The sequence below is a fragment of the Glutamicibacter uratoxydans genome (genome assembly GCF_006539925.1).
GTDB lineage: Bacteria > Actinomycetota > Actinomycetes > Actinomycetales > Micrococcaceae > Glutamicibacter > Glutamicibacter uratoxydans.
On record NZ_BJNY01000011.1, the window covers coordinates 54,607 to 69,656 of the forward strand.

Annotated in this window: 13 protein-coding genes; 7 read left to right on the forward strand and 6 right to left on the reverse strand. The window is 62.2% G+C overall.

Going from position 1 to position 15,050, the window contains the following annotated elements; all coding sequences use genetic code 11:
- Positions 1-129 precede the first annotated feature (129 nt).
- Together AUR04nite_RS10545 and AUR04nite_RS10550 are read left to right on the forward strand one after the other, a co-directional pair.
- Complete coding sequence (locus AUR04nite_RS10545) at positions 130-1,227, forward strand: pyridoxal-phosphate-dependent aminotransferase family protein (protein WP_141364749.1); 1,098 nt, start codon at positions 130-132, stop codon at positions 1,225-1,227.
- A gap of 125 nt (positions 1,228-1,352) precedes the next feature.
- Complete coding sequence (locus AUR04nite_RS10550; protein WP_141364751.1) at positions 1,353-1,847, forward strand: hypothetical protein; 495 nt, start codon at positions 1,353-1,355, stop codon at positions 1,845-1,847.
- Between the two features lie 23 nt (positions 1,848-1,870).
- Here AUR04nite_RS10550 and AUR04nite_RS10555 read toward each other — a convergent pair whose 3' ends face one another.
- Positions 1,871-2,251 carry a cupin domain-containing protein gene (locus AUR04nite_RS10555; RefSeq protein WP_218024675.1) on the reverse strand — a complete coding sequence of 127 codons (381 nt, stop codon included), beginning with the start codon at positions 2,249-2,251 and terminating at the stop codon, positions 1,871-1,873.
- Positions 2,248-3,693: an NAD(P)/FAD-dependent oxidoreductase gene (locus AUR04nite_RS10560; protein ID WP_141364753.1), complete on the reverse strand. Its 1,446-nt coding sequence runs from the start codon at positions 3,691-3,693 to the stop codon at positions 2,248-2,250. The genes AUR04nite_RS10555 and AUR04nite_RS10560 overlap by 4 nt, the downstream gene beginning before the upstream one ends.
- A gap of 222 nt (positions 3,694-3,915) precedes the next feature.
- On the opposite strand from AUR04nite_RS10560, the gene AUR04nite_RS10565 reads away from it, so the two are divergent.
- Both AUR04nite_RS10565 and AUR04nite_RS10570 read left to right on the forward strand, forming a co-directional pair.
- Positions 3,916-5,427 carry an APC family permease gene (locus AUR04nite_RS10565; protein WP_141364755.1) on the forward strand — a complete coding sequence of 504 codons (1,512 nt, stop codon included), beginning with the start codon at positions 3,916-3,918 and terminating at the stop codon, positions 5,425-5,427.
- A 59-nt stretch (positions 5,428-5,486) separates the two neighbouring features.
- Positions 5,487-6,023 (forward strand): TetR/AcrR family transcriptional regulator, encoded by a 537-nt coding sequence (locus tag AUR04nite_RS10570; protein WP_141364757.1) that lies wholly within the window; start codon positions 5,487-5,489, stop codon positions 6,021-6,023.
- Here the strand turns inward: AUR04nite_RS10570 and AUR04nite_RS10575 are convergent, their stop codons facing one another.
- The 4 genes from AUR04nite_RS10575 to AUR04nite_RS10590 all read right to left on the reverse strand — a co-directional run bounded on the left by AUR04nite_RS10575 (position 6,024) and on the right by AUR04nite_RS10590 (position 11,905).
- Positions 6,024-7,037 (reverse strand): NAD-dependent epimerase/dehydratase family protein, encoded by a 1,014-nt coding sequence (locus AUR04nite_RS10575; RefSeq protein WP_141364759.1) that lies wholly within the window; start codon positions 7,035-7,037, stop codon positions 6,024-6,026.
- Entirely contained in the window at positions 7,034-9,628 is a 2,595-nt protein-coding gene (locus AUR04nite_RS10580; protein ID WP_170184184.1) for an alpha/beta fold hydrolase, read from the reverse strand. The genes AUR04nite_RS10575 and AUR04nite_RS10580 overlap by 4 nt, the downstream gene beginning before the upstream one ends.
- Positions 9,622-10,647, reverse strand: coding sequence for a 3-oxoacyl-ACP synthase III (locus AUR04nite_RS10585; protein ID WP_141364763.1), 1,026 nt, complete (start codon positions 10,645-10,647; stop codon positions 9,622-9,624). Before AUR04nite_RS10585 ends, AUR04nite_RS10580 begins: the two co-directional genes overlap by 7 nt.
- Before the next feature lie 244 nt (positions 10,648-10,891).
- Positions 10,892-11,905, reverse strand: coding sequence for a S66 family peptidase (locus AUR04nite_RS10590; RefSeq protein WP_141364765.1), 1,014 nt, complete (start codon positions 11,903-11,905; stop codon positions 10,892-10,894).
- Positions 11,906-12,296: 391 nt separating this feature from the next.
- On the opposite strand from AUR04nite_RS10590, the gene AUR04nite_RS10595 reads away from it, so the two are divergent.
- Genes AUR04nite_RS10595 through AUR04nite_RS10605 form a run of 3 tightly spaced genes read left to right on the forward strand, consistent with a single transcriptional unit; the run spans position 12,297 to position 15,031 of the window.
- Positions 12,297-13,328: an ABC transporter substrate-binding protein gene (locus AUR04nite_RS10595; RefSeq protein ID WP_141364768.1), complete on the forward strand. Its 1,032-nt coding sequence runs from the start codon at positions 12,297-12,299 to the stop codon at positions 13,326-13,328.
- Between the two features lie 3 nt (positions 13,329-13,331).
- The gene (locus AUR04nite_RS10600; RefSeq protein WP_218024676.1) at positions 13,332-14,180 is read left to right on the forward strand and encodes an ABC transporter ATP-binding protein; all 849 of its coding nucleotides are present in this window, start codon (positions 13,332-13,334) and stop codon (positions 14,178-14,180) included.
- A complete protein-coding gene (locus AUR04nite_RS10605) occupies positions 14,177-15,031 on the forward strand; it encodes an ABC transporter permease (protein ID WP_141364772.1) in 855 nt (284 codons plus the stop codon). The genes AUR04nite_RS10600 and AUR04nite_RS10605 overlap by 4 nt, the downstream gene beginning before the upstream one ends.
- Positions 15,032-15,050: the final 19 nt, after the last annotated feature.

Genomic DNA, 15,050 nt, shown 5'->3' on the forward strand with positions numbered 1-15,050 from the left:
CGGGCTGATTAGCAATTAGAAGCTGGCTCTTCGATTTGTAATGCGTCGGCTTGCTTGCCGGAACTGGGTGTGACAAGGGCTACCCTGTAGGTAAGTTGGATCACCACCGCACAGTGAAAGTGAGCAGCCATGAGCAAGACCATCCTTGAACGACGTCTCTTCGGCCCAGGTCCGAGCAACCCATACCCGGAGGCTACCTCTGCTCTCGGACTTCCACTGCTGGGACACTTGGACCCAGAATTCATTGCCCGAATGGACAACGTCTGCGACGGGCTGCGGGTGCTGTGGGGGACCAAGAACTCTCGCACCCTGCCGTTGAGCGCTACCGGCTCGGCGGGCATGGAGGCGGCCTTCGTCAACACCATCAACCCTGGCGATGTAGCCGTCATTGCCATCAATGGTTTGTTCGGTGAGCGCATGTGCGAGGTGGCTTCTCGTGTTGGCGCCGAAATCGTACGGGTAGAGCACGACTACGGCACTCCGATTGATGCCGAACGGGTTGCCGCAGCCCACCCGAATCCCAAGGTCATTGCCGGCGTCCATGCAGAGACCAGCACCGGCGTCGTTTCTGACATTGCGGCGCTTGGCGCCATCAAGGGCGATGCACTGCTGATCACCGACGCTGTGACCTCCATTGGCGGCATGCCTGTGCTTGCCGATGAGTGGGGAATCGATGTTGGATACGCAGGTACCCAGAAATGCATTGGCGTGGCCCCCGGCTTGGCTCCATTCACCATTTCGGACAGGGCCTTCGAGCGCCGGGTCGCCAAGCCCCAGTCCTGGTACCTGGATCTCGGCCTGCTTGGCGGATATGCAACGGGGTCAACAGGAGGCAAGCGAACCTACCACCACACTGCGCCGGTGGCCATGGTTGCTTCGCTGGAAGCAGGGCTGAACCGCATCCAGGCCGAAGGCTTAGAAGCGGTGACCAAACGCCATCAGGAAGCGGGCAAGGCGCTGCAAGATGGAATCCAGGAGATGGGCTTGGAGCTCTTTGCGGCAGAAGGCCACCGGCTGCCCCAGTTAACCACCGTCAAGGTGCCGAACGGCGTGGATTCGGCCAAGGTGCGCAGCTACTTGCTGAACCGGTTCAATATCGAGATTGGCGGCGGTGTCGCGCAGTACGCAGACACCGTGTGGCGCATCGGCCTGATGGGGCCGAACGCAAATCCTGCTTCAGTTGCATTGATCCTTGCTTCACTGAAGGAAGCAATCGACAAAGCCTAGGGAAGTTTATTGCACAACATGTGGCGGGTGTTCGAAAAGGAAGGCTCATTCCTTTTCCAACACCCGCCACTGGTGTAACGGACACTTGCTGCCAAATTGTCGGTAGAGCTTCCTATTCTGGGGCCATGAAAGACACCTATGATGCAGTAGGCCAACTGCAGCTCGACAATCCACGCGACTGGTACTCCGCAGAAGAACTGAATCTTCTGCTGGAAGATCCCGAGCCTTCCGAAGAACTGTGGTGGAATACGACCGCTACACGTGAGTGGGAGCAACTCGTCTCGGTTCCTCAGATTGCCCAAGTACTGCAGCTCGTGACAGAAGAAGGACACACCTTCCAAATCGAAGGTGAAGAACCGATCGACAAGTATGCGCAGGGAGCTCGCTTAGCTGATGGGAACTTCATGCTTGAACTGGCAGTGATCGACGGCTGCGCCTACAACATGCGCATCGCCCATGGGCCCAACGCGGACCAGGCATCCAGCCATCCTGACGAAGACGTGGAAGCCTACGGCCCCCAGTCATTGACTTTGGCGCAAACCTACGAGGTGCTGGCAGGCTGGGTCTCGGGCAAAGGCCTGCCGCCAGGGTATGGCGGAAGCATTCATATCTACGGCTAGCGCAGGTGCCACTCCCGTGCTGGCTACTTGGCTAGATAGACCTTGCGCAACGGTTGGTCCACCACCCAGGTGGTGTGCATGCCCTCGCGCAGGTGGCAGATGCTGCCCGGGACCAGGGAGATCTCCTCGGCTTCAAAGCCGTTGACCGGTTCAACCCGGACCGATGCCTTGCCCGACAGCACGATGAACAGCTCTTCAGCTTCGACGTCACGCATCGATCCTTCGCTCATTTCCCACAAGCCGAACTCCACATCGAAAATCTCGCCTAAGCGCTGCACAGCGGTGCCCGGGTTTCCGTTCACCAGCAGCCCGGCCTGCACAGGTTCCAAGTTCAAATCGATGCCCATCGCGTCAATGCTTCGGGTGTCATGTGGGTCTTCAAAGACCGCCGAATTATTGCTCATGAGTCGAACCCCATTCCAATGGCATCCATGGTGCGCAGGAACAATCCGCGCTTGCCCTCGCGGCGGTCGGCGCGCGCCATGGCAGCAGTCATCATCTTCACGCCCAGCCAAGCAGCAGGTTCCGGAGGGAACGGCAGAGGCTTTTTCTTCACCATCTTCAGCTCGGTCAGCTCGGTTTTGTGGCCTTCCAGCAGATCAAGCATGACCTTGGCGGCGAAGTGGGTGGCTCCCACACCTAGTCCGGTGAATCCAGCCGCTGAAGCGACCTTGCCGTTGTAGGCCAGATCGAAAAACGCGAAGAAGCGGCTGCAGGTGTCAATGGCTCCGCCCCAGGCATGGGAGAATTTCAGATCTTTCAAGTCGGGGAAGGTGGAGAAGAAGTGCGCTGCCAGCCGTGCGTAGGATGACTCGCTGTTGTAGTGCTTGCGGTCCACCTTGCCGCCGAAGAAGTACGGCGCGTCGTATCCGCCGTAGAGGATTCTGAAGTCCCTGTTCTCGTCAATGATGGGACGCGAGTAGTGGAAGCGGCTGTTCAAGTCAGCCAGCCCGGTCAGGGTTTCCCAGCCGATGGCTTCTCGCTGTGCTGCAGTCAGTGGCTCGGTGACCAGCGCATAGTCGTAAACCGGGACCGTCATCAGCGCGTTGCGCTTGAGCAGCGGCTGGAACACATTGGTGCCTAGCACGACCTTGGCGGCAAGAACTTGACCCGAATCGGTGTTCGCCGCCATAAGTTGACCCTGCTCGGCGAGGGAAAGCACGCGGGATTGCTCGTGGACTTTCACGCCGAGCTCTTCGCAGGCTTTGAGCAAGCCCCAAACCAGCTTGGCTGGGTGCACCAGGACAGTGTCGTCTTTCGACCAGGACCCGGAGATGAACGCGGTGGAACGGATCATCTTGGAGGTTTCTTCACGATCCAGATAGAGCACGTCCTCGCCGTTGGCTTCTTCGCGCAGCCACTGGTCCTGGTGCGGCTCGGTCGCCACGTTCAGGCCGCCGTCTTGGATCAGGTCGCAGTCGATGTCATATCGTTTGATGGCTCCAACGAACTCTTTGAGGTTTTCCTTGCCCAGCTCGGTCAGCCGGGCGTTTTCTTCCGGCAGGTGGTTTTCTCCATTGGATTCGCCGTGCACCAGCGACGCTTCACAGAAGCCGCCGTTGCGGCCTGAGGCTTCGTCGCCCACCCAGCCTGCTTCCAGCAGCACGACCTTGGCTTCCGGGTTGCGCTCCTTAGCCTGCAGGGCGCTCCATAATCCGGTGTAGCCACCGCCGACCACCAGTAGGTCGGCCGTGATCTGCTCAGCGAGCTTGGGCCGGGCGCCGGGGCGGTCGGGATTATCTAGCCAATAGACGGCCCTCTTGGTATCGCGCAAAGCTGCTGCGGTGAGTGCTGGGTCGATGTTCTTTTCGGCATTCTCGAAGAATGTCGGCGTAGAAGTAGTCATCACTGTTTCTTGGGTTGAAGTTGGTGTCTGATGGCTCGTGAGTCTTAAGGCTGCGAGCAAGTGAATGCAGTAGGTTGTCCAATGGCCCTGGCGAATGAGCAGATGAGATCATTTATCAGAGATATGACTTGACTCACATTCATTATGTTGCAAGTATATATCAGACCAACCAGTTGGTTGGTAGATTTTCGGGATTTACATAGATCTTAGGAGGCTTTCCGTATGACAAGCACTCAGCAGCGCACCAGCAGTCATGCCCAATCGGGTTCCAAGGGACTGGCTGCGGGAAAACTTGGACTGCTGCAGTCAACGGTCATTGGACTGGCCTCCAGCGCGCCGCTCTACTCGCTGGCAGCCACCTTGGGATTCATCGTCATGGCAGCCGGGGCGCAGACGCCTGCCGCCCTGATCGTCGCCTTCATCCCCATGTGCTTGACCGCCTTCGCCTACCGCGAGTTGAATACCGCGATTCCTGACAGCGGCACTGCCTTCACCTGGGCCGCCAAAGCCTTCGGTCCAAAAACCGGCTGGATGTCCGGCTGGGCGGTAATGGTTGCCGGCGTCATCGTCATGTCCAGCCAAACCGAAGTGGCTTCCAAATATCTGCTCCTGCTGATCGGCGACGGTTCAATTGCCGATTCAAAGGTATTGGTGACAGCCTTCGGCGCATTGATCATCATTGTGATGACCTGGATTTCCTACCGCGATGTTGAAACCGGCGCCATCACCCAGTACCTGCTCATGGCACTGCAGTATGTGGCGATTATTGCCTTCAGCATCGGCCTGTACCTTGCGCTGCAAACCATGCCGACACTGGGTCTTGAATTCTCCTGGGAGTGGTTCAATCCCTTCGCCAGCGAAAATCCGGTCGGCTTTGTCCAGGGCGTGCTGATTGCCATCTTCATCTACTGGGGCTGGGACACCTGCCTGGCCTTGGCTGAGGAAACCAAGAATCCGCGCCGGACCCCAGGCCTGGCCGCCCTGCTGTCCACCGTCATGCTGCTGGTGACCTATATCGGCATGACCGTACTGACCATGATGTTCGTGGGCATTGGCGAAAGCGGCAGGGGACTAGGCAACCCAGAAGGCGCAGACGACGTGTTCTTCGCACTGCGCCTAGATGCCATGGGTTCATGGGGCTGGCTGCTGGTTCTTGCGGTGGCTGTTTCTGCATTGGCTACTTGCCAGACCACCATCCTGCCCACCGCCCGCGGCACTCTGTCCATGGGCGTCTACGGTGCGCTGCCCAAGCGTTTCGGCGTAGTCAACGAGGCCTACAAGACCCCGACCTATTCGACGCTGTTCACCGGTTCAGCATCCTTGGTGTTCTACGTGGGCATGACGATCATCTCCGGGGACATCCTCGCAGACACCATTGAAAGCACCTCGCTGGCAGTGGCGCTGTACTACTCGATCACGTCCTTCGCCTGCATCTGGTACTTCCGTTCGTCCTTGACCTCATCTGCACGCAACTTCTTCTTCAGGCTCATCATGCCGCTGGTCGGCGGGCTGATGATGAGCGGCGTGTTCATCTTCTCGGCCATCAGCATGATGGATCCGGAGTACGGAACCACCACGATCCTTGGAATCAGCGGCACCTTCGTGATGGGCGTTGGGTCTCTTGCAGTGGGCTTCGTAGCCATGTGGCTGTGGTCCCTGCGCCCAGACTCCCGCGAGTACTTCGCCGGCCGGTCGCTGAACCGCGACACCCCGGTGCTGGTTCCGGAGAACTAGCGATCTGAGACCAAGGTATTCTCAGAACTAAGCACTAGTCAGCGTATTTTGGAGTAGCCGTGGCCGCGAGCACAGCAACAAAGCAGGAGATCATCCTCGAAGCCTATGTTGGGCTGCTCTACGACCACGGCACCCGCGAGGCAACCATCGACGCCACAGCCAAGCGCAGCGGGCTGTCCAAGGCCGGGCTGCTGCACCATTTCCACTCCCGCCAAGCGCTGGATACGGAATTGGTGCGGCGGCTGAACGAGCTGATCGATGCCGACGTGGCAGCCATGCGCACTGACCTGTCCCAAGCGGTGCACTACTACTTCACCTCGTCCATGGAGGAAGAATCCCCGCTTGAGCGCATGGTCGTGGCAAGCACCAGGCTGGCGCAGCGCGGCAATGCCGACGCGTCGGCAGCACTGCGCCGCGGACGCGACCTGTGGTTCCAGGTGCTCAACGAGGCACTGGGAGATCCGGTGCTTGCCAAGCTGGCACTGCTGGCAGGCGACGGGGTCAGCTACCACCTGGATATCTCCCGCGGGAACCAGGATGGCTTCCTGACTCCGGACACCATCGAGCAGCTGGTGCTGCGCCTGCGCCAGAAGTAGTCAGCCGGCCGTCCCGCCGTAATGGGCGGCAAGGCGCTGCAGCCCTTCATCGATGGTGACCTGCGGGGTCCAGTCGAGAACCCGGTGGGTTTCGCGCTGGTCGAACCAGTGCGCGGTGGACAGCTGCTCGGCCAGGAAGCGGGTCATCGGCGGCTCGTCATAGACAAGGCCGCGTGCACCGGCGGCAAGCCATGCGCGCTCGATCACCGACCCCGCGCCGCGGGCCAGCCAGCCCGGGACGCTGAACTTCGGTTCTGGCACCCCGCCGGCGCGGCAGATCCCAGCAATGAGCTCGCCGACCGGGCGCGGTTCCCCGTTGGTGACGACCAGGGCGCGGCCCTTGGCCTGCTCGATGCGTTCAAGTCCGCGCACGATCGCCGCGGCGGCATTATCGATATAGGTGGTGTCGATCAGCGCGGCGCCGTGGTCCAACAGTGGCAGCCGGCCGGCGGCCGCCCGCTGCAGGACGCGCTCGACTAGCTGAGTGTCGCCCGGCCCCCAGACAATATGGGGGCGGATTGCCGCGACCCGGAAGCGCCCGCTGTTGCAGCCCAGCGCGTAGAGCTCTGCGGCGGCCTTTGACCGGGCATAGTTTCCGCGGGCCCGCTCGGGGTCTGCGGTTCCCGCCGGGGCACCTGCCAGCGGTTCTCCGAAATGGGCTACCGACGGCGAGGAGACGAACACGAAGTCCGCGATGGCTGCATGCTGCGCCGCGGCGAGCAGCTGTTTGGTTCCCTCGATGTTGGTCGAGGCGAACTCTTCCCAGGGCACGGTGAATGACACCTTCGCGGCCAGGTGGATGACTGCATCCATCGAATCCACCGCCCTGGCGATGTCCGCCGGGTTCGCCAGGGATCCGAGCACCTCGTCGCCGGACCCGGGGGTGGGCCGGCGCTGGAAGGTGCGCGCATGGTGGCCCTGGCTGCGCAGCAGCGCCGCAACGGCGCCGCCGAGCATGCCGCTGGCCCCGGTGACCAGCACCCTGCGCGCTGCAGCTGGGGTTGTTGGACTCATGGCTTGCTGATCCTTCCGCCGGCGAGCGCGGACTGCGCCCAGCGGGCCAGATGGGCCCTGTCGATCTTGGAGTTGTGGCGGACGTCGGTGGGCAGCTCGGGCACCACCAGCACCGCCGCCACCTCGATGCCTGCGGCACCCACCGCGCTGCGGACCTTGGCGCTCAGCTGGGCTGGGGCAAGCCCCGGCTTGACGGCGGCAGGGGCGGTTTCCATGACTATCACCGCGCTCTGGGTGCCTGCCGGGCCCACCGGAACCAGCGCGGCGCGGCCCGCTCCGGGCACCGCTTGGGCCAGGTTCTCTGCCCTGACCGGGGTGATCGGGCCTGCGGCGGTGCGCAGCACATGGCCCAGCCGACCTTCGACCCACAGCCGCCCCTGCTCATCGAGGTGGCCGACGTCTCCGGTGCGGTGCCAGCCGGGGATCGCGGCGCTGTGCTGCTGGGTGATCCACAGCCTGTCGTAGCGGTCCTTGACGTGCGGGGCACTGACCAGGATTTCACCGGTCACCCCGGGTTCGGTGCTCGGTTCCAGGACCGGTTCGCCGTGCTCGTCCAAGACCGCGATGCTGATGCTGGCTCCTGCCACCGGGGTGCCCACGCAGACGCCGTTGCCGCTGCCGGCGGCGCGGATGCCCGCCAGGTCGATGTCTGTGACGCCCAGCGCCTCGGTCATGCCATAGGGGGTGTGCACGCTGGCGTTTGGGGTCAGCTGCTGGACCTCGTCAGCCAGGGCGGGCGGGATGGGCGCCCCGGCGGAGAGCATCAGCTGCACGTTCTCCAGGGCGCGGCGTTGCCTGGCCGAGAGCTGGTCCCTGGTGGCCAGGACGTTGGCCAGCGCGGCGGGGGAGGCGAAGACCACCGTGGCGTCCACTGCCGCGGCCGCGTCGGCCAGCGCCGCCGCGCTCAGCGTCTTGGGGGAGGTGACGTCCATGTCCGGGGTCACCGAGGTGGCGCCCAGTGCGGGGCCGAGCAGCGCGAAGGGCGCGAATCCCGCCACTAGGGCGGAGCCTGCCTGCAGCCCGTAGGTGTGCGCTAGGGTGTCGCGCATGGCTGCCAGCTGGCGGTGGGTATAGACCACGCCCTTGGCGGGGCCGGTTGATCCGGAGGTGAACAGCAATGCAGCGTCGGCGTCCGGGGCGGCGGGGGCGAAGTCCCCGGCGGCGGGCTTGCCGGCGGCTCCGGCGGCCAGCAGCTGCGGCACGCTGCTGCGCACCGAGAGCGTCTTGGCCAGTGCCGGCGGCAGCGTCTGGACGCTGATGCGGGTTCCCGGCCAGTTCAGCGCCTTGGCACCGAGCAGCGCCCGCTGGATGCCGATGAGGAACTGCGGGCCGGCGCCCTTGATGGCGCGGCCCAGTCCCTTGGTGCCCAGGCCCGCGTCGGCCACGACGATGACCGCGCCCAGGCGCAGGCAGGCGTAGATCAGCGTGGTCAGCTCGATGCCGGGAGGGACCAGCAGGCTGACGCGCGAACCGGGCTTGACCCCCAGGTGTTCAAGCCCCTTGGCCATGTCATTGACCCGCTGGCCCAGCTGAGCCCAGGACAGCGAGCGGGCGGGGAAAATGTCAACCACTGCTGGGCTGTGGTCTTCGGTGCGTGCATCAAGCTGCGCAAGCATCGGCTGGTAGTCCAGGCCGCCGGTGCTTCGGGGCGCGGCGTGACGTTCCTGGTCGGGACCGGACAGCCAGCTGAAGATCGGGGAGGCGATATCGCGGTCTTCTGCCAGCAGGTGCCCGGCGCCTTCAAAGCGGTGCACCTGGGCCTGGGGCAGTCGGCCGAGCAGGTCGCGAAGGTAGCGGTCGGAGAAGACCGGGTCTTTCGGCCCCCACAGCAGCAGTGCAGGAACCTTGAGGTCTCGGATGCCTGAAGAGATCCGGTTGAGCGCCGGCCGGCTGGGATGCTCCGGCGCGAACGGGATGTCTGCGACGAAGTTTCCCACGCCGGCTCGCCGCGCGGCGCTGGCGTAGGGGGCCATGAAGGCGGCGCGCACGTCAGGGGCGAGGGCCGGGTTGGCCAGGGAGTGGGTCACGCGCAGGAACGCGGCGGTGCTGGTGGTGCCCCAGTGGTGCACCGCCGGGTGGGATGCCAGCTGCAAGGCGGCCGGCAGTTTGAAGCCCGCTGGGTGCACTGCGGTATTCGTCAGCACCACGCTGGCCAGCTGGTCCTGGTGGGCCAGGGCCCAGCCCAGGGAAATGATTCCGCCCCAGTCGTGGCCTACGGTGGTGACAGGTCCGGACAGGTCCAGCGCATCGGTCAGGTCGCCCAGGTCGTTGACCCTGTCCGCCAGGCGGCGGAAGAGCCCGGTGCGTTCGGAGAAGCCCATGTCCAGCTGGTCCACGGCTATGATGCGCCAGGGAAGCGCGTTCTTTGATGCATGGGCGAACAGCGAGCGCCACAGGTAGGACCAGGTGGGGTTGCCATGCACGCACAGCAAGGTGCCTACCGGCTCGATGCCGGCGGCCTGCAGCTGCGCGCCGTTGTCCAGCACATGCCATCGGTAGCTGCTTCCCGGGGTGTCCACCAGGGAGCTGGACTCCACCTCCAGGTAGCGGGAGTATTCTGCGGGCAGTCCGGGGAATTCGCCGATCACCAGGCAAGCTCCATCATCGCCGTGTTCAGTCCCGAGCCCACGCCCATGCACAGCACCCGGTCCCCGGGCTTCAGCGATTTGGCTTCCTGCCACAGGGTCATCGGCAGCGAGGCCGGGCCTACATTGCCCCACTTGGGGAAGGTGACTGGCACGCGGTCGCGGACCAGCCCCACCGCCTTGATGATGGCATTGGTGTAGGACTTGGAGACCTGGTGGGTGACATAGCGGTCCATCGAGGTCCAATCCCAGCCGGCGGCATGAGCCTCATTCCAGGCGTCGACCACCAGCTCAAGGCCGTTGTCCAGCAGGCCCTTGCTGTCGGTGTACATCCCGGCTGGCCCGCCCACGCACAGCTCGTGGTGCGCGGTGCCGGCGCGGGACACCCCGCCCACGATCCGCGGCTTGCCCTCGTGCCTGTCTGCCGGGCCCACCACTGCGGCGGCCGCTCCGGAGCCTAGGGTGAGGGTCGCGAACTGGCGCAAGTAGTCTTCGCGGGTGGAATTCGGGTCGTTCAGCCGCTGGAAGGTGATTTCCTGGGTGGGCTGCGCGTCCTCGCCGGCAACGATCAAGGCATAGCTGATCTGGCCGGAGTCGATCATATTTGCGGCCAGGGTCATGCCGTTGACGAAGCCCAGGCAGGCGTTGGCGATGTCGAAGTTCAGCGCGGAGGAGGGCAGACCCAGCCCGTGGTGCACCTTGGAGGCCACCGAGGGTTCAAGATTGCGGCGGGTCACCGAGGTGTTGATCAGCAGGCCGATCTGCCCCGGCTCGATGCCCGCCGCGTCCAGCGCCTGCTTGCCAGCGGTGATCGCGGCGTCGTCGAAGCTTGTTCCGGCAGACCACCAGCGGCGTTCGGCCACCCCGGAGACGCGTTCCAGCAGCTTCTTGGACAAATGCAGCCGTTTCAGACTTGGCGCCAATCGCTCGTCGAACTCGGCGGAGCTGAGGACCTCGCCGGCCAGCACGCTGTTCACAGAGAGCAGGGCTACGTTGTTGTGTCTGAAGGTTGCATTGCCGTTCACGATAAAGCCTTTACAAGGGGACAGGCGTGCCAAACAGGCCACGGCGCCGGGCGCTCGGCAGGACCGTTGGGAGCTTTCGAGCTGAATTTCTCCTCTAACCGTATTCCTTCGAGGCCCCCTGCCCCTATTTCTCACGCGATTTCAGCCGTTAGCCCGAAAAAATCCAAGTTTAGCTGTGCGCTCGCCTCAGATCCGCTGGGAGTCTAGAGCCGGTGCCTGAGCTTGGCTGATATTTCTAACCTGCCTACAGCTCCTGAACACGGTGCGCAAAACCCAGCTGCACTTCCGTGCCTTCGGCGCGCAGTGCGGCGAAGCCGCCGATGGGCAGGGTGAACATCGGGCTGGTGTGTCCGAAGTCGAGGTTTGCGACGACCGGGATGTTCTGAAGCATCGGGTGCTTGGCGATAATCTGCGCAAGCAGGCCCCTGGTGACTTTCGAATCGAGTTGGAAGCGCCCGATCGCCACACCTGCCAGCTGGTCGGCGCCAGGAGCCTGCAAGATGGCGGCAAAATTGCGGCCGAACTCGTCGATGTCCACTGCGGCGTCGTCCTCGACGAAGAGCACAGCGCCTGAAAGATCTGGCATGTAGGGCGTGCCGCGCAGCAGGCTGAAGGTGCTCAGGCTTCCGCCGAGCACCCTGCCCTGCACCGAGCCGGCAGCGAAAACCCAGGGGCCGTCGGTGGCATGAACCCTCCGCTCGTCCTGGTTCATGAACCACAAATCGTCGGTGAACCCGCGCTGGTGTTCAATGCTCCAGGCAAGATCGTGGGTTGCCTTCTTGAACCAGAGCCCGGTTGGTTCGAAGAAATCTCGCATGCCAAAAGAGGACCAGTGCGCACCGACGTAGGTCAGCAGGCCGGTACGGGCATAGACGGCATTGGCCAGCGCGGTGAAGTCCGAGTACCCGCAAAAGACCTTCGGGTTCCGCGCGATCAGATCCCAATCGAGATAGGGGAGCAGCTCATTGGCATTGAAGCCTCCGATGACGCTGATGATGCCGTCGACCTCGGGGTCTGCGAAGGCAGCGTGCAGATCCTCCAGGCGCGAGGCGATGGGCGAGCTGTCGAAGTCGTCGTTCTCGTCGACATGCGCTCCGAAGTCCACCGTGATGCCCAGCTGCTCGAACCGCTCATTGATCCACTGCGTGTTGTCGTGCTCCATGACAAAGGCGCGTGAACAGGAAGGCGCGATGGCGCGCAGCCTTGATCCTGATTTCAAGCGTTGGGGAATCACTGTTTTCTCGGGCAGGATGCTCATGGCAAAACCCTATCCACGTGTTTGCCGTGCTTCAAGAGCTGAAACCGCTGATGAAATGGCTGGATTTCGTCATATTTGAACTGGTTTCCGACCCTTGCGGAAGACGAAGAAAAGCCGCTGAGCGTCATCCAGGTACCTCCGCAGCGTTTGTGTGACCCTTTCCAGATCGGCGCTGGGCGCAACAAAAGTCATATTCGCAGCCGGGACGCTGAATTCTTCGGCCTTTGGAACGAGACAGTGCGCCTTGGCGACACAAAGCTTTATCCAGGGACGCAATAAGCCAATATTTCACACTGTTGAGGTGCTTGACGTGGGTCTTTTTCGCAAGCTGTGGGGCTGTTTGGATGGTTTCTACCAACGCAGCCCACCACCGGACTACAAGGAACCACCCATGCAAACGAAGCATCAAATTTCAGCTCGCGCTTTGACGGCAGCCGCCCTGCTGGCCGTCGTTTCGATGGCGGTCAGCTCCTGCGCCACCTCCAGCCAGGCCGCCAGCTCAAACCCTGACGGTTCTGTCGTCGTCCGCTACGAAGGCGGGGCCAACGGCGTCAATCTCCCAGAGCTGGCCGAAGACCTCGGCTACCTGCAGGGCATCGATCTCCAATGGGTCGGCAACAACACCAGCGGGCCCGCCAGCATCCAGAACACCGCCACCTCCGCCACAGACTTGGGAAGCGCCTTCGCCGGAGCCGTCGTGAAGCTTCAAGAAGCAGGAGCCCAGATCACCGCCGTGGTCTCGTCCTATGGATCCGATGCGGCATCCAATTACACGTTCTACGTCCGCGACGACAGCAGCATCAAGGAACCGAAGGACTTGATCGGGAAAAGCGTCGCGGTCAACACGCTCGGGGCGCATTCAGAGGCGGTATTGAGCTCCTACCTACGCCGCAGCGGACTGACGGAAGACGAAATCAAGCAGGTGCAGCTGGTTGTGCTTCCACCCAGCGATACAGAGCAGGCCATACGCAGCGGCCAGGTCGATGTGGGCGCCTTGAGCTCGGTCTTCCAGGAACATGCCCTGGCCCAGGGCGGGCTGCGCAAGTTCCTGAGGGATGTGGACGTCTATGGGGATTTCAACGGCGGCCAGTACGTCTTGAGAGACGAATTCATTGCCGCCAATCCCGAAGCCACCCGAACCCTTGCCACCGGTATCGGCAAGGCAGCAGATTGGGCCAGCACACATAACCGCGAGGAAGTAGTGCAGCGCCTGAAAAGCATCATCGAAAAGCGCGGCCGTGGTGAAAGCACCGAACCGCTGAAGTACTACCGAAGCTTCGGCGTCTCAGAACACGGTGCCATCAAGGACGAAGACTTCAGCCGGTGGGGCCAATGGCTCAACGACACCGGGATAGTCGAAGGCGAAATTACGCCGGGGGACTACTACACCAACGAATACAACGATCTAGCGGTTGGAAAGTAGGACATCATGTCGAGTATTGAAATACAGAACGTCTCCAAGTACTTCCAGAGGAAAGCCCCGGGGACTACGGCAACAGTGACGGCACTTGAAGAAGTCAACCTGAGCGTAGGGCATGGAGAATTCCTCACCTTGGTAGGGCCCAGCGGCTGCGGCAAGTCCACCCTGCTGGATATTCTGGCGGGACTCAGCGAACCTGACGCGGGCCAGGTGCTGGTCGACGGCGAAGCAATCTCGGGACCTGGACTCGAGCGGTCAGTCGTATTTCAGCAGTACGCCTTATTCCCTTGGAAAACGGCGGCGGCAAATGTCGAGGTTGGCTTGGAGAGCCTAGCCCGTGGTCGTCGCGACCTCGGCAGGAAGCAGCGGCGGGAACGCGCAGTTGAGTACCTGCGGCTGGTGGGACTCGAAGGATTCGAAGACCGCTATCCGAGCGAACTGTCTGGCGGAATGAGGCAGCGGGTGGCAATTGCCAGGGCCTTGGCTCATGAACCAAAGGTCCTGCTCATGGACGAGCCTTTTGCAGCATTGGATGCGCAAACCCGCGAGCAGCTTCAAGAACTGCTGCTGCAGATCTGGAAGCGCACGGGGACCACCATCATCTTCATCACCCACGGAATTGAAGAAGCTATCTATCTCGGCCAGCGCGTGGCAGTGATGAGCGGGCGTCCAGGAAGAATCCAACGCATCATCAGCATCGATTTGGAACACCGGGACACTGAAGATGACGTGCGATCCACGACAGAATTCGGACGCTACCGCCACGAAATCTGGAACTTGCTGCACGCATCGGCCGATTCGATCGGCGCCAAGGCTGGACAGCCAGAACTCGCCCTGGCAGGAGCCGCGGCATGAGTACGATTCACGTCCCAGCTGCTGAATCCTCCAAGGCCAAGATCACCGGCGAAGCAACACAGTTGGCCAAGCCGCCGCGAAACGCCCACAGCAACGGGCTGCGGAAGATTCTGGATGGATCAGGTGCGATCATTCTTTTTCTGGTTGTCTGGGAAGTCATTCCCCAGCTGGTGCTCGCGCCATCAGCGAGAGTTTTCCTTCCGCCATTGCACGAAGTACTCGGGGCGCTGTGGCAGCTAGTTGCTTCAGGTGAGCTGTGGGTCCATGCTCAGGCAAGCCTCGGAAGGTCAATTGCAGGATTTGCCCTCGCCATTCTCACCGGGGTGCCGGCAGGGCTCGTCATTGCGTGGTATCCCCAGGTAAAGAACTTCTTGAATCCCCTGCTTGAAGTCTTCAGAAACACTGCCGCCTTGGCGCTGCTCCCCGTCTTCACGCTACTTCTGGGAATCGGTGAAACATCAAAAATATCAATCGTCGTGTTCGCCGCCTTCTTTCCGGTCCTGCTGAACACGATCCTCGGGGCGCAGAGTGTGGACCCGCTGCTGATCAGGGCGGCTAGAACGCTGGGATTGACCAACGTGGAAATCTTCGCCAAAGTCATCCTTCCTTCGGCGCTTCCGACAATTTTTACTGGAATCCGGATGGCAGGCACAGCTTCGGTGCTGGTTCTCATCGCAGCGGAAATGATCGGTGCCAAGGCCGGCCTCGGCTACTTGATCACCAACTCGCAAGCCAGCTTTCTCATCCCGCAAATGTATGCGGCGATTCTTACCGTCTCAATCCTCGGCTTCGCGGTGAACGCCGGCCTAGTTGCACTGGAACGGCGCTTCTCACGCTGGAACCAGCAATAGAACTCTCAACCTCATCCAA

What these genes read in the sequence shown, in the direction of transcription:
- AUR04nite_RS10605 (WP_141364772.1), top strand. Translation starts at nt 14,177, where the DNA reads ATGAGTACGATTCACGTCCCAGCTGCTGAATCCTCCAAGGCCAAGATC.
- AUR04nite_RS10590 (WP_141364765.1), bottom strand. Translation starts at nt 11,905, where the DNA reads ATGAGCATCCTGCCCGAGAAAACAGTGATTCCCCAACGCTTGAAATCA.
- AUR04nite_RS10555 (WP_218024675.1), bottom strand. Translation starts at nt 2,251, where the DNA reads ATGAGCAATAATTCGGCGGTCTTTGAAGACCCACATGACACCCGAAGC.
- AUR04nite_RS10560 (WP_141364753.1), bottom strand. Translation starts at nt 3,693, where the DNA reads ATGACTACTTCTACGCCGACATTCTTCGAGAATGCCGAAAAGAACATC.
- AUR04nite_RS10575 (WP_141364759.1), bottom strand. Translation starts at nt 7,037, where the DNA reads ATGAGTCCAACAACCCCAGCTGCAGCGCGCAGGGTGCTGGTCACCGGG.
- AUR04nite_RS10545 (WP_141364749.1), top strand. Translation starts at nt 130, where the DNA reads ATGAGCAAGACCATCCTTGAACGACGTCTCTTCGGCCCAGGTCCGAGC.
- AUR04nite_RS10550 (WP_141364751.1), top strand. Translation starts at nt 1,353, where the DNA reads ATGAAAGACACCTATGATGCAGTAGGCCAACTGCAGCTCGACAATCCA.
- AUR04nite_RS10565 (WP_141364755.1), top strand. Translation starts at nt 3,916, where the DNA reads ATGACAAGCACTCAGCAGCGCACCAGCAGTCATGCCCAATCGGGTTCC.
- AUR04nite_RS10595 (WP_141364768.1), top strand. Translation starts at nt 12,297, where the DNA reads ATGCAAACGAAGCATCAAATTTCAGCTCGCGCTTTGACGGCAGCCGCC.